The 22,898-nt window shown below is 61.3% G+C and carries 22 protein-coding genes; 10 read left to right on the top strand and 12 right to left on the bottom strand.

The features are described 5' to 3' along the window. Complete coding sequence (locus FJ946_RS28370; protein ID WP_318012505.1) at positions 1-480, bottom strand: MucR family transcriptional regulator; 480 nt, start codon at positions 478-480, stop codon at positions 1-3. Positions 481-965: 485 nt separating this feature from the next. After that, positions 966-1,160 carry a hypothetical protein gene (locus tag FJ946_RS28365; RefSeq protein WP_140498455.1) on the bottom strand — a complete coding sequence of 65 codons (195 nt, stop codon included), beginning with the start codon at positions 1,158-1,160 and terminating at the stop codon, positions 966-968. A gap of 688 nt (positions 1,161-1,848) precedes the next feature. On the opposite strand from FJ946_RS28365, the gene FJ946_RS28360 reads away from it, so the two are divergent. The 4 genes from FJ946_RS28360 to FJ946_RS28345 all read left to right on the top strand — a co-directional run bounded on the left by FJ946_RS28360 (position 1,849) and on the right by FJ946_RS28345 (position 6,007). Continuing rightward, positions 1,849-3,855 carry a DUF4838 domain-containing protein gene (locus FJ946_RS28360; protein WP_140561292.1) on the top strand — a complete coding sequence of 669 codons (2,007 nt, stop codon included), beginning with the start codon at positions 1,849-1,851 and terminating at the stop codon, positions 3,853-3,855. 758 nt (positions 3,856-4,613) lie between these two features. Next, positions 4,614-4,943, top strand: coding sequence for a DUF768 domain-containing protein (locus FJ946_RS28355; RefSeq protein ID WP_140567278.1), 330 nt, complete (start codon positions 4,614-4,616; stop codon positions 4,941-4,943). A gap of 79 nt (positions 4,944-5,022) precedes the next feature. Continuing rightward, entirely contained in the window at positions 5,023-5,523 is a 501-nt protein-coding gene (locus FJ946_RS28350) for a metallophosphoesterase family protein (protein WP_140567322.1), read from the top strand. Between the two features lie 178 nt (positions 5,524-5,701). After that, on the top strand, positions 5,702-6,007 hold the full coding sequence (locus tag FJ946_RS28345; RefSeq protein ID WP_140498458.1) for a hypothetical protein: 306 nt from the start codon (positions 5,702-5,704) through the stop codon (positions 6,005-6,007). Between the two features lie 134 nt (positions 6,008-6,141). Here FJ946_RS28345 and FJ946_RS28340 read toward each other — a convergent pair whose 3' ends face one another. The 8 genes from FJ946_RS28340 to FJ946_RS28305 all read right to left on the bottom strand — a co-directional run bounded on the left by FJ946_RS28340 (position 6,142) and on the right by FJ946_RS28305 (position 14,732). Beyond that, positions 6,142-7,326 carry an FAD-dependent monooxygenase gene (locus FJ946_RS28340; RefSeq protein WP_140567275.1) on the bottom strand — a complete coding sequence of 395 codons (1,185 nt, stop codon included), beginning with the start codon at positions 7,324-7,326 and terminating at the stop codon, positions 6,142-6,144. After that, positions 7,323-8,045 (bottom strand): class I SAM-dependent methyltransferase, encoded by a 723-nt coding sequence (locus FJ946_RS28335; RefSeq protein WP_140567273.1) that lies wholly within the window; start codon positions 8,043-8,045, stop codon positions 7,323-7,325. The genes FJ946_RS28340 and FJ946_RS28335 overlap by 4 nt, the downstream gene beginning before the upstream one ends. Then, the gene (locus FJ946_RS28330) at positions 8,046-9,131 is read right to left on the bottom strand and encodes a type III polyketide synthase (RefSeq protein WP_140567270.1); all 1,086 of its coding nucleotides are present in this window, start codon (positions 9,129-9,131) and stop codon (positions 8,046-8,048) included. It lies immediately after the preceding gene. A gap of 456 nt (positions 9,132-9,587) precedes the next feature. Beyond that, entirely contained in the window at positions 9,588-10,775 is a 1,188-nt protein-coding gene (locus tag FJ946_RS28325; RefSeq protein WP_140525310.1) for an extracellular solute-binding protein, read from the bottom strand. A 34-nt stretch (positions 10,776-10,809) separates the two neighbouring features. Continuing rightward, the gene (locus FJ946_RS28320) at positions 10,810-11,571 is read right to left on the bottom strand and encodes a glucosamine-6-phosphate deaminase (protein WP_140498550.1); all 762 of its coding nucleotides are present in this window, start codon (positions 11,569-11,571) and stop codon (positions 10,810-10,812) included. A gap of 2 nt (positions 11,572-11,573) precedes the next feature. Next, the gene (locus FJ946_RS28315; RefSeq protein ID WP_140558017.1) at positions 11,574-12,626 is read right to left on the bottom strand and encodes a LacI family DNA-binding transcriptional regulator; all 1,053 of its coding nucleotides are present in this window, start codon (positions 12,624-12,626) and stop codon (positions 11,574-11,576) included. A gap of 211 nt (positions 12,627-12,837) precedes the next feature. After that, the gene (gene uxuA / locus FJ946_RS28310) at positions 12,838-14,022 is read right to left on the bottom strand and encodes a mannonate dehydratase (RefSeq protein ID WP_140625465.1); all 1,185 of its coding nucleotides are present in this window, start codon (positions 14,020-14,022) and stop codon (positions 12,838-12,840) included. Positions 14,023-14,057: 35 nt separating this feature from the next. After that, complete coding sequence (locus FJ946_RS28305; protein ID WP_140525328.1) at positions 14,058-14,732, bottom strand: GntR family transcriptional regulator; 675 nt, start codon at positions 14,730-14,732, stop codon at positions 14,058-14,060. 228 nt (positions 14,733-14,960) lie between these two features. Between FJ946_RS28305 and uxaC the strand changes: the two genes are divergently transcribed. From uxaC to FJ946_RS28280, 6 genes are all read left to right on the top strand, one after another. Further along, positions 14,961-16,361, top strand: coding sequence for a glucuronate isomerase (gene uxaC / locus FJ946_RS28300; RefSeq protein WP_140732301.1), 1,401 nt, complete (start codon positions 14,961-14,963; stop codon positions 16,359-16,361). Between the two features lie 2 nt (positions 16,362-16,363). Further along, complete coding sequence (locus FJ946_RS30895) at positions 16,364-16,537, top strand: hypothetical protein (protein ID WP_181167349.1); 174 nt, start codon at positions 16,364-16,366, stop codon at positions 16,535-16,537. A gap of 158 nt (positions 16,538-16,695) precedes the next feature. Further along, a complete protein-coding gene (locus FJ946_RS28295) occupies positions 16,696-17,871 on the top strand; it encodes an extracellular solute-binding protein (protein WP_140567320.1) in 1,176 nt (391 codons plus the stop codon). Positions 17,872-17,948: 77 nt separating this feature from the next. Then, a complete protein-coding gene (locus tag FJ946_RS28290) occupies positions 17,949-19,016 on the top strand; it encodes an ABC transporter ATP-binding protein (RefSeq protein WP_140567262.1) in 1,068 nt (355 codons plus the stop codon). Between the two features lie 8 nt (positions 19,017-19,024). Beyond that, positions 19,025-19,921 carry a sugar ABC transporter permease gene (locus FJ946_RS28285; protein WP_140525304.1) on the top strand — a complete coding sequence of 299 codons (897 nt, stop codon included), beginning with the start codon at positions 19,025-19,027 and terminating at the stop codon, positions 19,919-19,921. Position 19,922: 1 nt separating this feature from the next. Then, positions 19,923-20,768 carry an ABC transporter permease subunit gene (locus tag FJ946_RS28280; RefSeq protein ID WP_140498468.1) on the top strand — a complete coding sequence of 282 codons (846 nt, stop codon included), beginning with the start codon at positions 19,923-19,925 and terminating at the stop codon, positions 20,766-20,768. 88 nt (positions 20,769-20,856) lie between these two features. Here the strand turns inward: FJ946_RS28280 and FJ946_RS28275 are convergent, their stop codons facing one another. Next, complete coding sequence (locus tag FJ946_RS28275) at positions 20,857-21,873, bottom strand: Gfo/Idh/MocA family oxidoreductase (RefSeq protein ID WP_140567259.1); 1,017 nt, start codon at positions 21,871-21,873, stop codon at positions 20,857-20,859. Beyond that, positions 21,870-22,892, bottom strand: a complete 1,023-nt coding sequence (locus FJ946_RS28270; protein ID WP_140498470.1) for a Gfo/Idh/MocA family oxidoreductase — start codon at positions 22,890-22,892, stop codon at positions 21,870-21,872. Before FJ946_RS28270 ends, FJ946_RS28275 begins: the two co-directional genes overlap by 4 nt. Between the last annotated feature and the right edge of the window lie 6 nt (positions 22,893-22,898).

Here is a 22,898-nt window from a genome sequence, read left to right as displayed (position 1 = left end):
TTAGCCTCTGGAAGTTCGGCCACTGGCATTCCGTTGTCCAAGCCTGATCCTCTTGGCCGCCTCCGAGCGCAACGCAGTTAAATTTGGCGCCACAATCGGATAATCCGGCGGCAAGCCCCATTTCTGGCGATATTGCGCTGGCGTCATGCCGATGGATGTCAGATACCGCTTCAAGGATTTCATGCGGCGCCCGTCCTCCAGGTTAACGATGAAGTCAGGGGTCACCGACTTGCGGATCGGCACGGCTGGAACAGGTTTCGGTTCGGGCTGGTGATCGCCCACGGCAAGCTTTTGCAAAGCACGGCCGACATTCTGGATCAGATCAACCAGATCGGAAGGCGACGTCCGGTTTTTCCTGACATAGGCCGAAACAATATCAGCGGTTAGCTCAATGTGGTCGGCGGGGTCAGAGTCCATGAGTCCGCTCATTGCCTGAAGAAGGCTATCTTCCGTGGCCGAGGCGCGGAGCACGTTCTGCATCGCTCATTGAAGGATTGCCCACCGTCACAGGAGAATGCTCCTGATGCCCCGCTCCTTGCATGGCCCAATGCCATCCCCAGGTGCCGTTTGTGTCAATTGTCCCTTGGCGGCAGTCGATCCATCCAAAAGTGGTACCGCTTGCCAATCCCGATCCCGTGATGGCAGCGGCGAAACCGGCAACACCGGCGGCACAGCTAAGCCGGCAAGACCTCACTGATCCGATGCCGGTGCGCACATGTCGCGTACCGGTATCGACCGTCAAATCGATATCCAGCGCCGCCTCGCTGCGACGGCTCGACTTATTCGCGACGGCTCGACTTGTTCAAGGCTGTCGTGTCTGGAGCTTCATGGCGCGCTTGAAGTCACGATTGTCCACGCGGCCGGCGCAAGACATGTCCAGGCCCGTAAGCCTTGAACAATGCTTGCGCCTTGTACTGTGCATGGGCGCTTGGACCTGAGCGGCGCGGCTTGACGAACCGCTCTTTCTACCACTCCGAGCCGGTATAGCCCGCAGCTTCCTTCCACAATGCGAGTGCGATGCTTGGCGAGCGGCCTTTCACTTCAATGTCTTTGCCGCGGTACTTTCCAGCCGCAATCCACACTGTCTTTGAACGCTGATAGATGTTGATGTCGAGGGCGCTGGCTAGAGCTTCCCAGTCCCTGCGTCTCGAAAAATCCATCCGACCCCCATCTCTCCATAATGTGGAGCAGTAACGAACATGGCGGATGAGAGTTCCCAGATCGTGAGGACTTCACCATTGGTTTGCGCAAATGGGTCGCACAGCGGTGAAAACTGCCTCCGCTGGCTTCGCCAGCGGAGTATTGAATTGGGCGATATCCCCAGGCTGGAGCTATTTGGCCGCCTTTGCCGTCCTCTCCGCACCCACCAGACTGCCAGCGGTTTTTCACCAGATCCGCAGGTGCCACCCGATCGGGCCGGCCTCGGACGACCCGGTCTTTGTCCGAATCGGCAAAACGGCGAGATGAAAGAAGCCACTGAAGCACTCAGTGAGATTGTCAAAAGAATGTGTTTGATCATGATAAGCCTCCAAAAGAGGGCATTGCTTATCCCGTGGAGATAGATAGTTTTTCCCGAAGAATATCGCGTATATCTCGATTAATTCTTTGCAACCTTTAAATGATATGGGACTCTGCGTGTATGTACCTATTATACAAAGAGAACCCTAACACGCTGATCTTCGTCTTGGCCCCGAACTGCAGACTGGCCATCAATGGATCGGCATGCGGGTAAGGGAAACGTAACGGCTGAAGCATGCAAAGCTTACGTGATACAAATTGTTGTGAACGCCCGTCCTCGTAAAATGGGTCTACATTCTTGGATGCGCGCGCATAGGTGAGGTCTTTGGCATGGGGCCGTTATCGCGAAGGACGTTTGCACAGGGAACGGTTCTGGGCCTGTTACACTGGCTTGGCTTTACCAACCCTGGCAAAGCGGCCACTCAATCTTCAGCTGGCGTAACGCTTATCGCCCGCGGCAGACCTGCGGCAACGCTCGTTACTTCGGATCAGCCGAGTGGCTCTGTTCACTACGCCGCCACGGAACTCGGCTGGCACATAAAAAAAGCGACCGGCATCCAACCTGCCATCACAACTGAAAACCATGTCTCGCCGGCTGGCCTGCGTAACGCCGCCCATATTTTTCTGGGCGACACCCGGTTCGCCCGGGCAGCCGGAATCACATTCGGCGCATTGGCGCGTGAAACCTGTATCATCCGAACCGTCGGCAACCATCTGTGCGTCGCCGGCCTCGATCATCCCGGCAGTGCACTCGACCAAAACACGTCCGCGGGCACCCTCTTCGGCGTGTACGAGCTCCTTGATCGCTATTTCGGTGTCCGATGGCTATGGCCAGGTGAACTGGGAACGTTTGTCCCAAAGGCACAGTCCTTGGTGATCCCCGCGCTTGATTACGTCGTTACGCCCCGGTTCATGCAGCGTCGCGTGCGCGCTGGGGCTGGCTTCACGAGCGAAGAACATCCCGAAATGGGTTTCACCGCAGCAGCGGCGAAAGAATATATGAAAGCCCAGGCCACGTTCCTGCGTCGCCACCGAATGGGCCGCAGAGTACCCACGAACTACGGTCACGCTTTCGTCGACTGGTGGCAGCGGTATGGCACCGAGCATCCCGAATGGTTTCAATTGGTCAGAGGCAAACGGGGCCCGGTGAGGCTGGGCGCTCGCTTCTCGATGTGCATTTCCAATCCGGGCTTGCGAGAAGAGATCGTCTCGCAATGGCGTGAGCATCGGAGCGCCTCTGCGGGACAGCCAACTTTCGTCAATGCGGTCGAGAACGACATCCCGGGGCAGTGCGAGTGCGAAATATGCAAAGCGCTGGATGGCCCAGAGCCGCCTGACTATCGAAAGTTCATTCCGTCGAAGTCGAAGATCGCCAGCAAGCCTTTCGTATCGGACCGCTATGCGCGTTCATGGCAAGCCATTCAGCGGATAGCCGCGAAAGACGACCCTAACGCGGTCGTGGTAGGATACGCCTATATGAATTACTTCGCGGCACCGACATCGGGAATCAAGTTGAACCCGAATATCCTGATCGGGTTTTGCCCATCGGCCTGGTACTATCCACGCAGCGGCGAAGAGCAGGACTGGATAAAAGACCAGTGGCGCGGATGGGCGGCAACGACTGCCCAGGTGTTCATGCGCACCAACTACTTCCTGGATGGCTACTGCATGCCGCACATATTCGCCGGCCAGTTCGCCGACGAGTTTCAGAACGCGGCGCGAAACGGGATGGTCGGAACCGATTTTGACTCGCTGACAGGCCATTGGGCGACGCAAGGTCCAAATCTCTATTTGTTGATGCGCCTGCAGACACATCCTGAGACTGCCGTGGAGTCATTGTTGTCGGAATATTATTCAGCCTTCGGACCTGCGGCCGACGACGTCAAAAGCTATTTTGATTATTGGCAGGCGTATACTTCGAACGCTCGCGCCCAGCTGCGGGAGGGGTTCGAGGCTCTTGGAGCATCTCGTTGGCGAAGCTGGGCGAAGGCGGCGCACGCTGTCTATCCAGAGGAGAGTTTCGCGCCGGCGGAAGCCTTGCTTGACAGGGCGGCAGCCTCCGCAATCCAAGATCCGGAAGCCTCGATGCGGGTGAAGTTTCTTGAGCTGGGATTGCAGCATGCGAAGCTGTGCTCGCGAGCGGCCAGCAAGCTCACGCTCGGCGATCCGCAATCCGCCTATGAGCGCGGAAAGCCGGAACTGGAAGCGTTGCTGCAATTTCGGCGATCATATGAGCATATGTGGATATCCAACATGAATCACTGCGCGTGGGTAGAGAGCCAGAGTTGGATCCTGCCGGGCTTTGCGATTCAATCTCCGGATCTTGATCCGGAATGATCCATCTATTTTGAAAGAAGGTTTGCGGGAAGCTAGCTGGCCGAGCCGCACGATATCGCGCCCTGGCCAGCTAGGGAGAGGTGGTCGGCGTTGTGCCAGGCACTGCCGACTGTGCTCGGTGCAGTTGCGGGAGCGCTTCTGTCCATGAACGGGGGGACTGCGTCAAGACAGGCGACAGACGCGACAATCACCTCGCAATTTTTCCTCAATCGCCGGAGAGGACACGTCGTGCTGCGCGGAAGTCGGTGCCTGGCTCTGGTTTCCCGATGTGAGGCCGAGACTTGCCGGACTGCATTTTTCCTGTCGGCTTTGAGCTGTGTTAACGTTGCCCTTGAACCGGTGGATCGGACCGAGGGGACTAGGGTCCGAAACCCGATTTTCATCCTGTTTGGCTGACACCTCCCATTGTTTTGGGAGTTGTGAACCACCTGGGCATTTCGCGATTCGAAGGCGAACCTTCAACCGCGCCCTAGAGTATTGTTAGGCCCAGGTACTTCCCACCTCCCTTTATAGAACACGGGAAGTCTGTAACCTATGACTGCAAATTGTAAGCTGACAGTTTGGGGCTACTCCGTTCGGATACCGTGTGTTGCCGACGGCAAGGGCCGCGGCACCGATGGCAGCGGCAATGGCCATGCTCAACCGGCGCGTTCGTCGGATCCCCGGCACCCAAGGTCAACGTCACAAGAGTCCGCAAAGTGTGGCCAGGAACATGGAACAACCGCTCTCAGCAGCAGTTGTCCGGTTCAGGAGGCAATATGAGCGCGACGATCGAGTTCTTTCGAACCTGGCTGCAGGAGAATGTCGGAAACCTGGCCGCCGACACGCAAGTCAGCGTCGCGGTGTTGGCCCAGCAATTCGAGCAGGATGCAGACGCCGCAGGATACGGACGCGAGGTTCGCGAAGAAGATATCGGCAACATAGAGGACGCCATCCAGCAGGCCCTCGACAAGGCGAACGCAACCAACGGCCGGCAACCAGTTCCGGAGGAAGATGGCTCGCTTACGCCGATTATCGAAGGTCTTGAGGCTGCGGAGCCTGAGCACTCAGCGTGTTCCGCCGGTGACGGCCGTAAGGAAGAGAGTTGACGAGCGCGTACAGCCGAATACCGGATCGTTAGTCCGGCGTATCGGGGTGGGTCGATCAGCGAGGGAAGTCGCGCACAGGATGATCTTCTTCACGAGCGATACTCATTTCAACGATCCACGCATCCTGAGAATTGACCGGCGGCCATTCAGCTCGCTGGCAACGCATGACGCGGCGCTGATGAGCCTCTGGAACGAGACCGTTGGCTCGGACGACGAGATCTGGCATCTGGGTGATTTTGCCCGCCCAAAGGCCGGCATCGAAAACGTGCTGTCGCAGCTCAATGGGCGCAAGCACCTGATCATCGGCAACAATGACGGAAGCGATGCAACGCTCGCATCCGGCTGGGCCAGCATCCAGCACTATGCGGAACTGGTGGTGGACGGCACCCTCCTCATCCTGTGCCATTATCCGTTCCGGACCTGGAATCAGATGGGCAAGGGATCGGTGAATTTGCACGGCCATTCGCATGGCAAGCTGAAGCCGCTTACTCGCCAGCGTGATGTCGGCGTTGACATGTGGAATTTCCGGCCGGTTTCCCTGCCGATCCTGCTCAGCAAGCACAACCGTCGATCAGGCTGAGCGTGGCCCGTCGCCACTGACCGGCAGTCGTCCTTTATACAGTTCTGGATGTGCTTCGCTCAGCATCAAAGCCGGACAAGAATGAAGATCGATCACGATTTTCCGTTACAGGAACAACAAGGACGGCGCTCCGTTGGGAAAGTGATCGCAACAAGCGATTTAACCAATGGAGGCACTTATGATGAAAACGATCTTGGTCGCATCCGCCCTGTCCTTAGCGCTCGCCACATCCGCCCTGGCCCAAACGAGCGGCTCGGGCAATGCCGGCGGTACCGCAGGCGGCGGCATGAACAACAGCGGCACGAGCGTCAACGGCTCCGGCAGCACCACGGGGACCGTCACAACTGATCCGAATGCGACGAACTCGACCACGACAACACCAAACGGCATGAATGACCGTTGCAAGGACACTGCGGGCAATGACGTCGACACCAATACCGCCAGCGGCACTGCCACCTCGCCGTCCCAAAATTGCAACAAATAGTTCCGCCAGCAGAATTCAGCTCAGGCCCGGCGATGACCGGGCCTGAGACATCATGTCGAATCGCAAGGCTGGGGCTATCGAAAGACGGAGTGCATGACCGCTATAGCGTCTTGGAGCACAAAGTCTTGAGCCTCTCAGTCGCACCCGATCGGCAGCGCTTTCGTTTTGCCGGTCAATCTGGCTCCCAACGTCAGGCTGTTCGGGAAGCCGCTCACGAACGTGTTCATCGCGGCAGCGGACATGGGATGGGAGGCAAGGCGTGCCAACAAGGCAGCCACGCGAATGCGGGTGGCAAATTGGCTGTTCCAGACCTTCGAATAGCGGCGGCCAACAGCAATCCTCGCCGCCCGGTCCCAACGGCCGAACCTGGCCAGTTCGTTGGCTAGCAACCAGCCTGACTGCAGGGCCATCGAAATGCCTTCAGCGATGATGGGATGGGACTCACCGGCGAGGTTGCCCACCCGAAATATGTCGTCGGCAAAACGTGGACGAATGCCAGGCCGTATGGGACCTGCGGCGAGCCATTCGCCATCGAGCGTGGCATTCACGATCGTGGAGGCGACACGGGGACACGAAGCAAGGATATGGGCATGAACAGCTTGGGCTGCCGACGAGACCTTGCCTTTTTCGCGTAGCCTGATCAAGACGTCGCGGCGCATGCAGCACGACAGCGACATCCTGTTCCGGTCGGCCCAGACCATGCCGCCATAGCCGCCCGGAAATGCCAGCAGGGGCATGAGGTCGCGGTCGAGCTCAGCGCCGGTGAAATGAGCCTTGAATCCGAAAAGATCGTGCGGCGCGTTGGTTTTCGGCAGGTTCGTCGGAAGCCTTCCTTGTTCCCACGAGCCATGCGCGGCAATAACGACCGGCGCAACGAGAACTCCCTGATCGTGCTTGCTTTCGATCCGAACCATAGCGTTGTCACCCTCGGTGGTGATCTCCGCCGCCCGCCAAGGCTGGAACACGTCGGCTCCGGCATCGCGAGCCGCATCCAAAAGCATGCCATCCAGAACGTCGCGCCCGAGCGCGCGTCCAAATGCATCTCCCGCGGCCCGCGGCATGCCCGCATCCGTGCCGGGACCCGATGCAAAAAGTGCAACCCGCTTGACCTCCGGACCGGCTTTGGCGCGAACAGCGGCGCCTCCGCCCAATCTATCCAATAGATCCAGATTGACCGCGGACATGAATTCCCCGCAAACTTTGCGGCGCGGGAATTCACTTCGCTCGACGATAGCAACGGCGCGCCCCTGGCCGCTCAAAGCCAAGGCCACCGAAGAACCACTTGGCCCGGCGCCTATGACGATGGCGTCGTACATCATGGCAAACCTTCCGAAGCGCGGTCGACGGCAAGGAAGGCATGGGTAAACGGTCCAATTCTGCGTTCTGCACACTGGCGCCTGAAATCCGGGGGCCATAGGCTGGAAAGCTCATGACCCGCAAAACCGGCGCGGACGCTTGCCGGCGCATCGTGCAAAGTCACCTCGTTCGCGCCAATGATATGCAGAAGCGAGCAGGCTCTTAAGGCAATGGCGTTTCGGCTCGGCTCGGTGGCGAGAAACACTGGCGCCAGAGGGCGAAGCGCCAAAAACAGGCGTTTCAGGGCTGCGTCCGGAAAATGGTGCAGAAACAAGTTGGCCGATACCACATCGAAGGCGCCTGCTCGGGGGCTTTCGATCCATTCGAAGACATCATCGATGATGGTTTCGACCCGCCAACCAAGTGCATAGAAATCAGCGAACCGCCTGTCCGAAATGAGGTTGAACTGGTCAAGCATGACCAGGTCGACATCTGTCCAGCGCCGGGCGAGGCGCTTTGCGACGGAAAGCATGAATGCTCCATCGCCGGAACCAATTTCCAAAAATCTGGTCGGGCTTTTGCGCACGCTTGCCTTCAACAGGCTGGCCATGATCGCGCTCTGAAACATCAGTGCGTTTATCCAGGCGAGATCACGCCGCGAACCGACGGCCCTTGGATCGTCGGGAGGCAAATTGTCGAGCAGTTCCCGCTCGATCCGACGATGGTCGAGATCATTGACCATTCAGGCATCGCCGGCTGTGTGGAACATCATCGTCTCGGTCGTCAGGCCAGGTCCGAATGCCATGGCACAACCCACACGGTCTTCCTTTGTGGCCTCGCGCAGCATTCGCTCGAGTACGAACATGACGGTAGCAGAGGACATGTTTCCGTTTTCACGAAGGACCTCGCGGGAGGTCGACAACGCATCGGAACGGAGATTCAGCGCGCGCTCCACTGCGTCGAGAACGGAGCGGCCGCCCGGGTGGACGGCCCAAAGGTCGACGTCTGAAACGCTCCTGTTTCCCAGAATGCTGCCTATGTCTGTGCCGAGTGCATGGTGGATTGCGGCGGGAACCTCTCCCGACAACATCATGTCGAAACCGTCGTCGTGTATGTTCCAGGTCATGAGGTCGCGGCTGCCGCCATCGACGAGCGCGTGAAAACTATCCAGTCCTATGCCAAAAGGACTGGCGCTTACCGACGCAGCCGAGCAGCCATCGCCCCACAGGCAGAACGAGAGCAGCTTTTCAAGGTCGGAGGTCTCCTTGAGGTGAAGCGTACAGAGTTCGATGCTGACCACCAGAACCCGGGCCTCGGGTTCCGACCGGATGATGTGTCGTGCCTGCTTGAGTGCGTTGATCGCTGCATAGCAACCCATGAAGCCGAGGATTGTGCGCTCGATGGAGGTCGGCAGGTTGCACCGGGCAATTATTTCCAGATCCAGGCCGGGGGCGGAAAACCCCGTGCAGGTGGTGACGATCAAATGTGTGATACGGGTCCTGTCCTGACCATGAAGGAGCTTCTCCACGGCCTGTTCAGCCAGAGCGGGCGCTGTGGCCGCGAACATCTCCATGCGCTTTGCCGTGCCTGGAAACGCGCCGCGTTTGAAAACACCCTCCAAATCGACACTTGGGCCTTCAGGATCATCGGCGGGCGCAAAGCACGAATAACGATGCTCTATTCCGCATCTGTCCGCCATGCGATCAAAGATCGCCCGGCGACGGGGATCTGCCGTCAGCTGGGAACCGGCAAATTGAAGAAAGAAGCGGTGAACGCCATTCTCCGGAACGGCTGCCGCAATCCGGTTGATGAAAGCTTGAGCGGGCATCTTTTCCTCGGCCTACAGCTTTAGGCTGGTGTACCGCGGGCGGTGACTACGAACCCGACCGGGTCGGGACCAGCCCCTGAGAGGTGGTAAACACTCTCATAAACGTTCGGGACAGATGAAAGCTTCCCTCGTCCTCGACGATTTCCAAGGTGCCGGCCAATGGCGGCACCAAGCGCAATTGGAGGCATCCTCGCTGTCGGCGGCGCAGGCGGGCGAGCGTCGAATGTGGCACCGTACCGCAACGGATGCCGCATTCGCATCAGGATGGATGGCATCGCGGCCGCCATATAGCCAGACGAGTCATCCATTCCTTGACCGGCCAAGGCCTTGGCCAGTCGACCGCGATCTCGGTCGGACCGGCGGGTTCCCCGGACCACCAGGGGTATTGTTTAAGGCGGCCTAGCCATCATGGCAGCGGGGACAAACCGCTGTCGAATGGCCGTGCGCGGAGATACCCTATTTGGCGTTTTTGGCCCCGCCGATCTCCTTGTCCCACTTCTCGAACATGGCAACCAGCGGTTTGGCGTCGAGCGGCGGTTCGATCGGGTTGTCGGCGATCATCGCGGCATATTCGGGCCGGCCGAAACGCTTGATCGTGTCCTGGCTGTCCTGCGGCGCCATCTCTATCGGCACGTCCCTGATCGACGGGCCGGGGTACATGTAGCCGTGATCGTACATGAATGCCTGCTGCTCTGGCTCCAGGATGAAGGCGATCAGTTGCAGGAGAACGCCGAGCTTTTCGTCGGAAACGCCCTTTGGGATAGCCACATAGTTGGCGTCGCTGACCCAGTGGAAGCCCTTCAGGGTCGCAATCTTGTAGTCTTCGGGAACGATGCCGAGATAGCGCGGATTGATGTCCCATCCGGTGGTCGTGGCGATGATGTCGCGCGTGCCGTCACCCAGTTCCTTCATGGTGACGGTCGTGCCGGAGGGATAATAGTCGATGCAGTCGTTCAGTTCCTTGAGATAGGCCCAGGTCTTCTCCCAGCCGTCGATAGGATCCAGCGGATCCTTGTCGCCGAGCAGGTAGGGAAGGCCCATGACGAAGGTTCGGCCGGGGCCGGAATTCGCCGGGCGCGCATACATGAACTTTCCCGGATGCGCCTTGCACCAGGCAAGCAACTCTTCAGCGGTCCCAGGAAGGTCCTTGACCCGATCCGGCGCATATTCCAGGAGCGGGCCTGACGGATACCAGCTATCGACGAAGGCTTGGCCCTTCGCCATCTGCTGCATGGCATAGGCGCCCGGTAGGTAGCGCTCGTCGAGCTTGGGAAACATATCGGCATAGTCAGGCAGGATCTGGGTCCACAATCCCTGGTCGATGCCCGCGGCAAGGGCGTCGTTACCGGTGAGCACGAAATCGATGTCCAACCGGCCTGCCGCCTGCTGGGCCTTGAGCTTGGCGGCAAGTTCGGGCGCGGGCGCCTGCGTGTAAACGAACTTCGAAATCAGTTCCGGATGGGTCTCGGCGAACTTTTCAAGCGCCCGCTGGCTGAGTTGCAGGTCGCCGGCAACGTCGACCACATTGATGACCAGCGGTTCCTTCGGCTTCGGGAACTCCTTGGCAAGCACGAAAACCGGCCTTGCCGCCGCGGCAACGCCAGCACCCAGGATCGTTAGAAGGGCATTGCGTCGGGTTGTCATTGGTGTCTCCTCCCTTTCTAGGTTGCGTGGACGGTTATTCGCCCACGGTGTCCGGCACTTCGCGAAGCAGAGCAGCCGATTGCGGATCGAGAAACAGGTGGCAGTCGGCATGCCTGCGCAAGATACCGGCCGGCACCATCGGCGAGATCGGCGCTTCGACCGTATCGCGCACCGCCTCGGCCTTGCGGCGGTCCGGCACCGCCAGCACGATCAGACCGCTTTTCATGATCTGGTTGACGGTCATGGAGATCGCCCTGTGCGGAACGTCTTCCAGCGTCGGAAACCAGCCTTCGCCGAACTGCTGGCGGCGGCAGCGGTCGTCCAGCGTTACCAGGTGGAACGGTGCGGTCGTCTCGAAGTCCGCGGGCGGATCGTTGAAGGCGAGGTGGCCGTTCTCGCCGATGCCCGCGAAGGTCACATCGATGGGGTGACGCGCAATCAACGCATTGATGCGCGCCACCTCGGCACCTGGATCCGGCACGTCCCCGTCGATGAAATGAAAGGCCCCGAGCGACGGCAGCAACGCGGTGAAGCGCTCCTTGAGATAGCGCCGAAAACTGGCCGGATGCGTATCCGGCATGGCGACATATTCATCGAGGTGAAAGCCGGTGACGCGCGACCAGTCGATGTCATCCCGCTCCACCAGCGCGGCAAGTACCTCGAACTGGCTGGCTCCGGTGGCGACGACGATATTGGCCGCCCCGCGCGCCTCGATCGCGGCGCGGATCGACTGCGCCCCCAGTTCAGCGGCAGCGGCGCCCAGCAGCTTTTTGTCCGGTTTCACGTAAATTCGCATGATCACTCCGTGGTTGTAAGTCGATCGAGCCCCGCCGTGGCTCGCTGCGAGCACGGGGCCTGGGTTGTCGCCCTGATGACGAATTCGGTGACGAGATTGATGCGCTTGTGAGCGAGCGGCTTGCCTTGCAGCATAGCGACGAGAAGCTCGACCGCCTGCCTGCCGGCCTCCGCGCAATGGGTTGCGATGGACGTCAGGGGCGGGAAAAGGGTCGGCGCCAGTATGCCGTCGCAGCCGATCACGCTGTAGTCGCCCGGCACCGACAGGCCGCGCGCGGCAAGCCCGGCCATGATGCCTTGCGCCATGACATCGTCGAATGCGAGTACGGCGGTCGCGCCCGTCAGGACGAGTTCATCGACGCAGGCCTGGCCGGCCTCGAAGCTTGGCCGCGAGGTCGGAACCCGTACGATCTCAACCCCAAGCTCGGCGGCCCTCCTGGTCACGGTGCCGTAGCGCTGGCTGTTCGACCAGGAGAATGCCGGCCCGGCAACATAGGCGATCGATCTATGGCCCAGCGAAACCAGATGCTCCAGCGCCTGCCCATAGCTTGGCCCGCTATCGACCAGAAGCCGTACCATGCCGGGAATGTCGCGGTTGACGAGGACGCAAGGCCGCCTCCGCGCATGTTCAAGGATCTGTTTCGTGTGCAGGCGCGAAGAGGCGATGATGAAACCTTCTACCTGCGCTGACAGCTTGGTCAGGAGAATGTCTTCCACTTCCGGCGTCTCGTCAGAATCGCCGATAAACGTCGCATAGCCACATTCGCGGGCCGTCGCCTGCCCCCCACGCATCATCGCCGCGAAGAACGGGTTGGTGATATCGGGCACGATTAGCGCGATGTTGCCCATCCGGCCGGTGCTTAGTGCGCGCGCGGCATGATTGGGGACATAGCCGAGCCGCGCGGCGACCGAGTGAACCCGCGCGACCGTCTCGCGACTGAGAAGTTCCGGCCGGCTGAAAGCACGCGAAACGGTAGCCGAAGAGACGTTGGCAGCGTCCGCCACCTCGCTCAGCGTCGGTGTTGAAGATGAATTGTTCCGCTTTCGGTCAGGCATGCGCGCCCCTATGCAAGCGCTTGCATGAAAGCGCTTGCACGAAGTCGTGTCAAGGATTGATTGGCCTAGAACAGGTCGGATAGTCGGGCTGTCCCCCGAGGCACTCCTCCACAGGCGGAAACCGACCTAATGCCGACCGACGCCAGGGATAGGGCAGGATCGGCGCAGGCGGACCGAAGCCGCGCCGATCACGGTAGGCATTGCCGCGCTGTCAACCCTTCGACTGGAGCGCGTGGATCACGCCGCGCAGTTCCGCCAGACCGCGCAGGCGACCTATCGCCGGATAGCCGGGATTCACCGTTTTTGTGAGATCATCCAGCATGCGGTGGCCGTGGTCGGAGCGGAAGACGATGGTGTCGTGCGGTTCCCGTTTGCCGTCTTCGGCCAACAATTCGCGCAGTACCGCAACCATGTCCACGTCGCCGTCCAGATGCGCCGCTTCATGGAAGGTGCGGCCATCGCCTTCGCGCTTGGTCGCCCGCAAATGTGCGAAGGGGATGCGCGACGCGAAGTGCTTCGCCATCGCCGGAAGATCGTTGTCGGCGCGCACGCCAAGGCTTCCGGTGCAAAAGCACATGCCGACGGCCGGCGACGGAACTGCCTCGAAGAGCGCGTTGTAGTCGGCGGCGGTCGAGGCCACCCGCGGCAGACCAAAGAGCGAGCGGGGCGGATCGTCCGGATGCAGCGCAAGCCGGACGCCGCTGCTCTCTGCGGCGGGCGCGATCGCCGCCAGGAATTCGGTGAGATGGTGGCGCAGCCGGGCGGCATCGATGCCCGCATAACGCGCCAGCCGGTCGCGAAACTGCGGGACCGTCAGCGGCTCCGTGGTCGAGCCCGGCAGCGCACTGGCGATGTTGGCGACGAGGGTCGCGGCCTCCTCTTCGCTCATCGCCTCGAAAACAGCTTTCGCCCGCTCGCGGTCCTCGTTCGAATAATCGGCTTCGGCTCCCCTGCGCTGCAGGATGTGGAGGTCGAAGGCTGCAAACCGGTCCTGGTCGAAACGCATCGCGGTCGCGCCGCTTGGCAGTTCGTAATCGAGATCGGTGCGGGTCCAGTCCACCAGGGGCATGAAATTGAAACAGATGATATGGATGCCGTTGGCCGCAACCGCTTCCATGCTGGCGATCCAGGCCTCGATCTCGGCTTTCGCCTCGCCGCCGTGACGCTTGACAGCGTCGGGGACCGGTATGCTTTCAACGACCGACCAGACAAGCGGCGAGCGGTCGGACGGCGTATCCTCGATCATCGCCTTGCGCGTCGCCACCTCCGCCTTCGTCCAGGCACGCCCGATCGGGACTTCGTGCAACGCCGATACGATATCGGTGGCGCCGGCCTGACGCACGGCATCGAGCGGAACCCCCGCATCCGGCCCAAACCATCTCCATGCCTCGCGCATTCGTCATTTCTCCAACTATTTCAGGGCTGGTCGGCTCAAATAAACCAGTCGGGGTAGGCGTCGCGCAGTTGCTCGACATCGGGAATGACAGCGCCCAGGTGGATTCGCATGGCCTCGCAGGCAGCCTTCACGTCATGCGCCCCTATAGCGTTGCGGATGACCGTATGCTCGCCAATCACATGGTCCATGCGGCCGAGCGCGGGCAGCGTCATGCGTCGCGCCCGGTCGATCTGCACCTTGACCGGCTTCAGATAGTTCCAGATGCCGGAATAGCTGGCTATTCGGGCAATCGCCTCGTGAAAGGCCTCGTCGGCCTCGTGAAAGCCGTTCATGTCCTGTCGTTCGGCAAGGAACCGCTGCCGCGCCAATATGTCGTCGAGCTTTCCCACATCGTTGCCGTTTGCGCATTGCGCGGCCTTTTCGACCGTGGCGCCTTCCAGCGCCTTACGGATGACGACGGCTTCGGGAATGAGCGAGATCGGTATCGGCGCGACGAAGGTTCCCGACTGAGGATAGATATTGACCAGCCCGTCTTCGACCAGACGAATCAACGCCTCGCGCACCGGCGTGCGGCTGACACCGAAACGCTCGGTCAGCACCTTTTCATTCAAGGCGTTGCCGGGCTTAAGCTGCATGGATACGATCGCCTCGTGCAGTTCGCGGTATACTGCGGACGCAGCCGTCGTACGCACGATGCCCGGCCGACGCATCTTCGTTCGAACGGGGGCGGCGTCGCGGTCGGAGCCCGCAATGCCCGCATGCGCCTTTGCTGATGTCATTTCTCGATCCCCGATCTTCAATCAGTTGCATATTAATATATTATTCCTTACTGTTCGCCAATATCGGAACGCCGCTTCATCCCAAATTATGATCGCGCGCATTCAATCGCCCCTCCCTTCCGAACGCCGCTTTCGCGGCTCGACCGCAAGGATTTTGCAATGCCGCTCCATCCCGACAGGCTTTTTTCGCCTGACCCTACCGTCCGTTCCATCGCCAGGCGCCTCTATGAAGGCGTGCGTGCCTTGCCGATCATCTCCCCGCATGGCCATACCGAGCCGGGTTGGTATGCGTATGACCTGCCATTCCCGGATCCGGCCACGCTGTTCGTCAAGCCCGACCACTACATTTTGCGCATGTTCTATTCCCAGGGAATGCGCATGGAAGATTTCGGCGTCCCACGACTGGATGGGGGCCCGATCGAAACCGATCCCCGCAAGATCTGGCGCCGCTTCGCCGAGAACTACGCCCTTTTCCGCGGCACGCCGACACGGCTGTGGTTCGAGCATTCGCTGGCAACGGTCTTCGGAATCGAAGAGCGGCTCGGCGCGAAGAATGCCGACCTTCTTTATGACCGCATCGCCGAACAGCTCGAGCGGCCGGAGATGCGCCCGCGCGCGCTCTACAAGCGTTTCAACATCGAAGCCATCTCAACGACGGACGCCGCCACCGATGCGCTTGCCGCGCATGATGCGATCAAGGCTTCCGGATGGGACGCCCGGGTTGTGCCAGCCTACCGGCCAGACGCCGTCGTCGACCCTTCGCGCAAGGGTTTCCATGCCGAGGTGGAGCGGTTCCTGGCGTTGGCCGGAACGCCGGCCAGCTATCCCGGCTATCTTGAGGCGCACCGAATCCGCCGTGCATATTTCAAGCAGCGCGGCGCGACGTCCACCGACCACGGCCATCCGAATGCCCGCACCGCCGACCTGTCGAAGGCGGAAGCAACGGCTCTGTTCGACCGGGTGTTGAAGGCCGATGTCTCGCCCGAGGATGCGGACCTGTTCCGCGCACAAATGCTGACCGAAATGGCGCGCATGAGCGTCGAGGACGGCCTGGTCATGCAAATCCATCCCGGCTCTTTCCGCAACCACAACCCGCAGATTTTCGCCGAGTTCGGCTTCGACAAGGGCGCAGACATTCCCACCGGCACCGATTATGTCCACGACCTCAAGCCGCTCCTCGACGCGTTCGGCAACGACACGCGCCTGACATTGATCCTGTTCACACTGGACGAGACGGCCTATGGGCGCGAGCTTGCGCCGCTTGCCGGGCATTATCCGGCGCTGCGCCTCGGCCCGCCCTGGTGGTTTTTCGACAGCCCCGAAGGCATGTACCGGTTTCGCAAGCTTACCACGGAGACAGCCGGCTTCTATAACACGGTGGGCTTCAACGACGACACCCGTGCCTTCTGTTCGATCCCCGCGCGGCACGACATGGCGCGCCGCGTCGACTGCAATTTTCTCGCGGAATTGGTGACTGACCACCGGCTCGACGAGGACGAGGCGCAGGAAGTGGCGCACGATCTCGCCTACCGCCTGGCCAAGAAAGCCTATAGGCTCTGACCATGGCGCAGCGGCTTTCCAATCGGACCTGGGTGACCTGCCGGCCGGGATCGGGCGCGCGGACCGCAAAGATCGGCTTGGCTGCCCAACTGGCCGCCGTCTTCCTGCGGCTGAAGCAGGTCCTCGGCACCGATCTCCCGGCCGAGCCCATTTCGCAAGCCTGGGAACCGTATTGACCGATCTTTTGAACGACGGCGCCGCAGCCACCGTGGCATGATTGGCGCAGCGGTTCATGCACGGAGCAGAAAGCGGTTGTTTTTGATGACTGGTAGATTAATATATCAAAATTGAAATCCTGCCGGACAAGACAGGACCAGCGGAGGAGATGAAGATGATCAAGATCACTCGGCGACAGGCGGTCGGCGGATTAGCCGGCATGGCGGCGCTTCCGGTTGCGCGCGCGTTTGCCCAGACCGCCAAGCTGCCGACCGCGCCCGTCACCATCAATATCGTCGATGTCGCCGGCAATCTGGCGCTAACCCAGAAGGCGATCGAGAATTACAAGACGGCCAAGCCGGAACTGATCTCGAACATCGTCTTCACCAAGGCGCCCGCCCCCGAGCTTCCCGGCAAGATCAAGGCGCAGCAGGCGGCGAACCGCGTCGATATCGACATCGTGCTTACCGGAACGGATGCGCTGTCGGCAGGCCTCGAGATGGACCTGTGGGTCAAGCTGCTTCCTGACGATTCGGGCGCCTTGCCGAAGCTGGCCGATATCTATCAGGAGCCGGCAGCGCGGATGCAGACGCTGGCCAAGGACCACGGCGTCGTCGTCACCTACTACCCGTCCGGGCCGCTGCTCGAATACATGCCCGACAAGGTCAAGACGGTGCCGACCACGGCGGAGGAGCTTCTGGCGTGGGCCAAGGAGAACCCGAACCGGTTCCTCTATGCGCGCCCGGCCAATTCCGGCCCCGGCCGCACCTTCTTGATGGGTCTTCCCTATCTGCTCGGCGACAGCGATCCGAAGGATCCGGTCAAGGGCTGGGACAAGACCTGGGCCTATCTTAAGGAACTGCACAAATACATCGAATATTATCCGACCGGCACCGGTGCGCTGATGAAGGAACTCGGCGAAGGCACGCGCGACATGACGGTGTCGACGACTGGCTGGGACATCAACCCGCGCGTTCTCGGCGTCGTGCCGAAGGAAGCCAAGGTTGGGGCGCTGAAAGGCTTCCATTGGGTCGCCGACGCCCATTACATGTGCGTGCCGAAAGGGGTCAGCGACGAAAAACTGGCCGTGCTCAAGGACCTGATGGCATTCCTGCTGACGCCTAAGCAGCAGGCCTATACCTATGACGAGGGCTATTTCTATCCGGGCCCGGCGGTCAAGGATGTCACCCTCGACATGGCGCCGCAGGAAAGCCAGGATGCGATCGCCGAATTCGGCCGCACCGAATATGCCGACCTGATCGCCAACAACCCGATCGAACTGCCGCTGGAGCCAGCTTCGATGGTCACGGCATTCCGAATCTGGGACGAACAGGTCGCCGCCACCGCGAAATGACAAACCTTTGATTGTCAGCGCATAATAGGAACCGGGCATGCCGCCCGGTTCGCCTACAACAATGGGGCTACGAACGGATGCTGCTCGCCTCGTCGAAATTCGACGAACTCCGCCTCGATCATATGAGTCGAAAATTCGGCAGTATGAGCGCGCTGAGTGACGTTTCGCTGACCGTGCGCAAGGGGGAATTCATCGCCCTGCTCGGACCTTCGGGCTGCGGCAAGTCGACCGCACTGAACTGCATCGCCGGACTGCTTTCCACCACGGGCGGCAGCATCTATCTCGACGACAAGCGCATCGACCAGCTTAAGCCGGAAGACCGCGGCTTCGGCATGGTCTTCCAGAACTATGCGCTGTTCCCGCATATGACCGTCAAAGCCAATATCGGCTTCGGCCTGAAGATGCGCGGCACGCCCAAGGCCGAGATCACGCAACGCGTCGACGAGGCGCTGGGGCTGGTGCGGCTGGAAACGCAGGGCCACAAGCTGCCGGGTCAACTGTCAGGCGGTCAGCAGCAGCGGGTGGCCATCGCCCGCGCCATCGTCATCGAGCCGCCGCTGGTGCTGATGGACGAGCCGCTCTCCAACCTCGACGCGAAATTGCGCATCGAGATGCGTGCGGAAATCCGGCGCATCCACAACCAGCTCGGGGCCACCACCCTTTATGTGACGCATGACCAGGACGAGGCCTTGTCGCTTGCCGACCGCATAGTCGTGCTGCGCGATGGCCGAATCCGGCAGGTCGGCGCTCCGCGGGACCTCTATGAGAGCCCGGATCATCTCGACGTCGCCGAATTCATGGGTTACCGCAACCGGCTAACCGGCAAGGTCACCCGGCGCGACGGCGACATTGCCATGGTCGAAGTCGGCCGCGTCAGCCTTTCGGGCAGGCTGCGCGACGATCTCGCGGTTGGCGCGCAAGCCGTGATCGCCGCCAGGCCGGACGATGTCACCGTGAGCGACAAGGGCATCGGGACGCTTGATGCGAAGGTCGAAACCATCGAGTATCGCGGCCGGGAATTCGTCGGCACGGCACGCACCGAGGGCGGCCTCGAGCTGATCTTCCATGCCAGCCAGGCCGCGTCGGTCGGGAACACGGTTTCGCTCTTGATCGATTCTGCCCACGCCCTGATCTACGCGGCCTGAGGACGGCGATGTCGACGCTCGATCATACGCCCTCTCCTTCCCTGCGCCAGCGGCTGGCCTTGCACGGGATCGACGGCGTCACCCTTCTGGTGCTTCCGGCCGCCTTGTTTACGCTGGCGATCTTCGTCTATCCCTTTGTCTACGGCCTGCTCCTGTCTTTCCAGCCGAAGGAAGGGGGGCTCCTCGCCAACTACCAGCGTTTCTTCTCCGACCCGTTCCTTTACAACACCATTGCCACAACTCTGTGGCTGGCGGTGCCGGTCACCGTTATCAGCCTGGCGCTGGCGCTGCCCATCGCCTTTCGCGTTCGCCTGATGACGCACCAGCGTATGCTGACCACCATCCTCGTGCTGCCGGTAACGCTCGGCACGGTGCTGGTGGCGGAAGGCCTGCTCAACTATCTGGGACCGCAGGGTTGGTTCAGCCGCACGCTGATGTTGTTCGGCGTCATCAGCAGTCCCGTGAAACTCACCAACAATTACTGGGGTGTTTTCGCGTCGCTGATCATCACCGGTTTCCCGTTCACGTTCCTTTTGACGCTTTCCTATGTGACAGGCATCGATCCGGCACTGGAACAGGCAGCGGCGACCCACGGCGCGCGCTCCTGGCAGCGGTTCCGCTATGTGTTCCTGCCGCTGCTGATCCCCGGCCTGGCCATCGCCTTCCTGCTTTCATTCGTACAGGCCTTCGCCGTCTTTCCGTCGGCGGTTCTGCTCGGTGCGCCGGCCGGGCCGACCCGGGTCATCTCGATTGCAGCCTACCAGGCCGCCTTCGAGCAATATGACTACTCGATGGCCTCGGCAATCGCGATGATCATGGCCGGTGTGCAGTTGGTCATCGTCGTCGCCATCCTGATGCTGCGCAACCTGTTCTATCGTGGCAGCACCGCAGGCGGAAAGGGCTGACATGATCCGCGACACAACCATCGCTGCCAAGCTCTGGATCACCGCCATCTGGGTGGTGGTGGGTTTCTTCGTACTCAACCTCGCGGCGATGATTGCCACGGTCATCCTGTCGTCCTTCGGCACGCGTTGGCTGGGCACATGGATTCCTGCCGGCTTCACCACCCGCTGGTATTTCGCCGCCTGGGCGGAATTCCAGCTCCACGATATCCTGATCGTAACCTTCCAGATCGCCTTCACCGTGGTCGCGCTTTCAGGCCTGCTCGGCGTGACGGCGGCCTATGCGCTGGCGCGGCGCGATTTTCCCGGCAAGAAGCTGGTCATGCTTCTGTTCCTGCTGCCGCTTCTGGTCCCGCCGATCACCTTCGGCATTCCGCTGGCTACCGTGCTCTACCAATCGGGGGTCGGTGGCACCTTCTGGGGCGTGGTGCTGGCCAATCTCGTGCCGACGGTTCCTTTCGTCATCCTGGTGATGATCCCCTTCATCGAGCAGATCGATCCCAAGATCGAGGCGGCCGCGCGTGTCTTCGGCGCCAACACGTTCCAGCTCTTTCTCCATGTTCTGCTGCCGATGCTGATGCCGGGCATCTTGGCGGCGCTGCTGCTGGTGCTGGTGCGTACCATCGGCATGTTCGAACTGACCTTCCTGACAGCCGGGCCGACCAGCCAGACGCTCGTCGTGGCGCTGTACTATTCGGTCTTCGCCTCGGGCGTTCGCGCGGTGCAGTCGATCGACGCGATGGCGGTGGTGTATATGATAACGACGCTGGTCTGGCTGCTGATCGCATTGCGCTTCGTCAATCCGACGCAGATTGTAGCGCGGGCAAAGCAGCAGCCCGCCTCCGCCTGAAACAGGCTTTTCTTTCCGCCGCATGATGGCGGCGGAAAGCCACTCTCTCCAGGAATCCTGGAGCGTTCGAGGTTCGAAGGAAGCGCTCTTATACGGGTTGGTTGCTGGCCGGATCCGCACGGATGAGAGCTGCGATCAAGCGCTGTGTCTGGAGCGCCTCCTCACCCGTCACGACCGGATCGCGGTCTTGCGAAATCGCATCGGCGAAATCGTCAATCAGCGCACGATGCGCGTCATGGGAGAAGTCCATGATGGCTGCGCCGCTGCCTGTCTTCCCCTCCGCCTCGACGCGCTCTTCGCGCCCGTCGAGCCAGTCGACTCTCAGCGCACCGCCGGTCAGCGTGGCCGTGCCGAGCGAGCCGACAAGCTCCATGGTTTCAGGCGAGCCCGGATAGGCCGCCGTAGTGGCGAGCAGCGAGGCCGGTGAGCCGTTGCCGAGCCGCATCAGGGCGGTGACGTAATCCTCAGCCTCCATCCGGTGCAGGCCGGTCGTCCGCACCTGCGAAGCCACCACCTCGATCTCTCCCAGCAGAGAGCGGAAAAGGTCGATGGCGTGGATGGCCTGCGACAACAGCACGCCGCCCCCGTCCCGCGCGAAGCTGCCGCGGCCGCCGGTGTCGTAGTAGGCCTGCGGCCGCCACCACGGAACCCGAAGGCTGGCCGCCTCCACCGTGCCGATGGCGCCGGAAGCCAGCACCTGGCGCAGCCGCAGGCTGGCCGGCCGGAAACGGTGCTGCAGGACGACGCCGAGGCGCAGGCCGGCCCCGCGGGCCAGCGTGACCAGCTTCTCGGCGCGCGCCAGCGTCGTTTCGAGCGGCTTTTCGACAAGCACGTGCTTGCCGGCGGCAAGGGCCAGTTCGGCCACCGCCAGATGTGCGTTGGCCGGCGTCAGCACCAGCACCGCCTGAACCTCGGGATCGGCAATCGCGGCCGCAATATCGGTCGTCACGGGAAAGGAAAACTGGTCGGCAAAGGCTTCTGCCGTCGCCTGGCTGCGGCTGGCCGCCCATTTCACCTCGATCCTGCCAGCAAGATCGACGAGGCTCTTCGCATGCGGCAACGCCGCCGGACCCAAGCCGATCATGGCGACACGTAGCCTGCTCATCGCGCGTTCCTTTCCTGCCCCGTCACGACGACCGCCGCCGCCTGCGCCTCGAGCGCCAGCCGGCAGACCGTGAAGACATGCTCCTGCGTCATCGCCGTTTCGGTACGCTCGCACATGTCGGCAAGCAGGCGCTCGAAATAGGATATCTTTTCGCCCGACGCATCGAAATGGCGCGTGCCCTGGCCATCGACGAGGAATACGTGGTCCGTGCCAGGTTTGCCGGCTATGTCGACATATTTCCTAAGTTCGATCGTGCCCTTGGTGCCGAGCAGGATGAGCCGTCCATCCCCCCAGGTCGGCAGCCCGTCGGCGGTGAACCAGTCGACGCGGATATAGCCGCTCGCTTTGTCTCCCCGCAGGAGGATGTCGCCGAAATCCTGGAATGCTGGAATGTCAGGAGCGCCAAAATGGCCGACCGCACTTGAAACGACATTCGCGTCGGCGCAGCCAGTATAGAACAGGAACTGATCAATTTGGTGCGAGGCGATATCGACCAGGATGCCGCCGTAATTCACGGGATCGAAAAACCACGCCGGGCGTAGCGCACGGTTGAGCCGGTGCGGCCCCAGGCCCGTCACATGGATGACCTCGCCGATGGCGCCGTCCATCGCCAGTTGCGTCGCCAGCGTCGAGGCTCGGGTCAGGAGGCGCTCCGAAAAGCAGATCGAAAAGATGCGTCCCGTCTCACGCACGGTCTGCCGCACGGCGGCAAGCTGCTCGAACGTGGTCAGGCCGGGCTTGTCCGCAAGCACGTCCTTGCCATGCCACATGGCCTCGACGGCAATGGCGGCCCGGTCGGAGGGGACAGCCGCGGTAACGACGAGGTCGATGGCGGGATCCTCGATCAGGCGCCGTCGTTCGACCGGCGCGATCCGTGGAAAACGCTCGGCGATGCCGGCGGCAACCTTGGGATCGGTCGTCGCGGGATCGTAGCCGGCGCACTCGGCGCCGGCATCCAGAAGCCCACCGATCAGGTCATAGACGTGACGATGATCGATGCCGATCACGGCAAATCGCATTGGTCC

The sequence above is a fragment of the Mesorhizobium sp. B2-4-7 genome (genome assembly GCF_006442685.1).
In the GTDB taxonomy this organism is placed as follows: domain Bacteria; phylum Pseudomonadota; class Alphaproteobacteria; order Rhizobiales; family Rhizobiaceae; genus Mesorhizobium.
The sequence above is the reverse complement of the archived record's forward strand: the minus strand, read 5'-3'. Positions and strand labels throughout refer to the sequence as shown.